The organism is Vibrio sp. S12_S33 (assembly GCF_963889785.1).
In the GTDB taxonomy this organism is placed as follows: Bacteria; Pseudomonadota; Gammaproteobacteria; order Enterobacterales; family Vibrionaceae; genus Vibrio; species Vibrio aestuarianus.
Window position 1 is genome coordinate 1 of record NZ_CAWPQZ010000134.1, and the last position, 1671, is coordinate 1671.

At 39.0% G+C, this 1671-nt stretch carries 2 protein-coding genes and 1 pseudogene; 2 read left to right on the forward strand and 1 reads right to left on the reverse strand.

Annotation, left to right across the window (positions count from 1 at the left end):
- Positions 1-220: pseudogene (locus AACW06_RS19425) on the reverse strand (IS110 family transposase); the annotation flags it as partial.
- 346 nt (positions 221-566) lie between these two features.
- On the opposite strand from AACW06_RS19425, the gene AACW06_RS19430 reads away from it, so the two are divergent.
- On the forward strand, positions 567-1031 hold the full coding sequence (locus AACW06_RS19430; protein WP_192076316.1) for a GNAT family N-acetyltransferase: 465 nt from the start codon (positions 567-569) through the stop codon (positions 1029-1031).
- Between the two features lie 199 nt (positions 1032-1230).
- A complete protein-coding gene (locus tag AACW06_RS19435; protein ID WP_192076317.1) occupies positions 1231-1536 on the forward strand; it encodes a hypothetical protein in 306 nt (101 codons plus the stop codon).
- The last annotated feature ends 135 nt before the right edge of the window (positions 1537-1671 follow it).

The window sequence follows — 1671 nt, forward strand, 5'->3', positions numbered from 1 at the left end:
CCTCAGCACAAGCGAGTACAAATGGCATTTCTAAACGACCAGTGGCTTCAATTACGATGCGTTCAGGTTTGTGTTGTTTTATGACTCTCAGTGCATCTTTGATGCCTTTGTCGGTATTTTCAACCGAGAAAAAGATGTCTAACGGTCTGATGTGGATATCTAATTGTATTTTCCCTGTATCAACTCCGACGTTGATACTTTGTTTCATTTTCGTATTCATAATAAGCTAACTCATGCTTGTGTAATGCGGGTTCGAGACCCAGTCGACTATTCGAGGTTCATGCTTGGAGTCCTATGTAGTGTTCTCGTTTGTTATCGGTCTCTCGATAGAGGAGCCAGCGTTCAATCGAACTACTACATGGAAAGCTTTAGTTGCAGCTAAAGCCTGGGTCTCACATTACCCGATTTTGAGAGTTATTATCCATACAAACAATTTAAGTTGATTCTCAACGCATGGCAGTTTTACTATGCGTTGAGTAAAGTGTTTTATGGTGCAATGCGGTGGCTTGGTCAGTGCGTTGTTCACCACTTAATTGGGCGTTAGGCATTAATTGAAAGGAGCTAAGATGTACAAAATATTTAATGTTAATGATTATCCGATGGGGGTGTCTGAGTGTGCGAAATACATCCACTCGAAATGGGGTTCCCAAGAAAACTTTTCATACTTTGAAAATGCCATGCTTAACTCAAGCAAACAAGAAGAGTCTATTCCACAATTTTATGTCCTTGTGAATGACAATGAAATTGTTGGTTGCTTTGGGCTAATTATCAATGACTTTGTTAGTCGACATGATCTTTATCCGTGGTTTAGCTCGCTATTTATCGAGCCCGAGCATAGAGGTAACCGATTAAGCGAAACTATGTTTGAATATGCGTTTAAAGTAGTTAAGTCAATGGGTTATCCAGATCTTTATCTGACAACAGATCATGATGGTTTATACGAGAAGTTTGGTTGGGTTCGAATTGAAGATGCATATGAACCATCAGGCGAAGTGACAAGAGTTTATTGCAAATCGTTAGCACATGACTAACTGTTTAAGAGTGATTCGCAACGCGTCGCACTTTTGGTTTAAACTTGGCTTCAGTGGTTACGGTGGAAAGGTTTTGGTTTTGTGTCAATGCGTTGCTCACCCCTTAGCAAGGCGTTATACGATTAATAAAAAACACTGTTCGTAATTGCTATCTTTAGGTATAATTCATTAATCAAATGAATTATTTTGGGAAGTGGCAATGCAAGTATGGGTTTTACCAATCACTCTATTTTCGGCTATAGCGTGTAGTGAACCAAATATAATGCCAATTGAGTACGAAGTTTCTGAAAATATTGTATTCGAAGAGCAAAGTTCCACGTGTGAAAGTATTGTATGTAAGAATATGGTTGAGAAACAGTTGGTACCAAAGGTAGGTGACGTGCCAAAAAGAGAGGGCAATAAAACGATAGAAACCATAGGTAGCATTATTTATTTTTTTAATAAAGGTAGTCAAACTGACAAACCACTACCAATAGACGAAATGATAACAGTCCTCTCTGACTAAATCGCAACGCTTAGTATCAAGTTTGAAGTGCGACATTTTTTACAGATGCGCATGAATATACTCCAGTGGTGTTCTATACCCAAGTCTTTTGCGTGGGCGCGTATTTAATTTGTGTGCGATTTCATCACAGAGCTC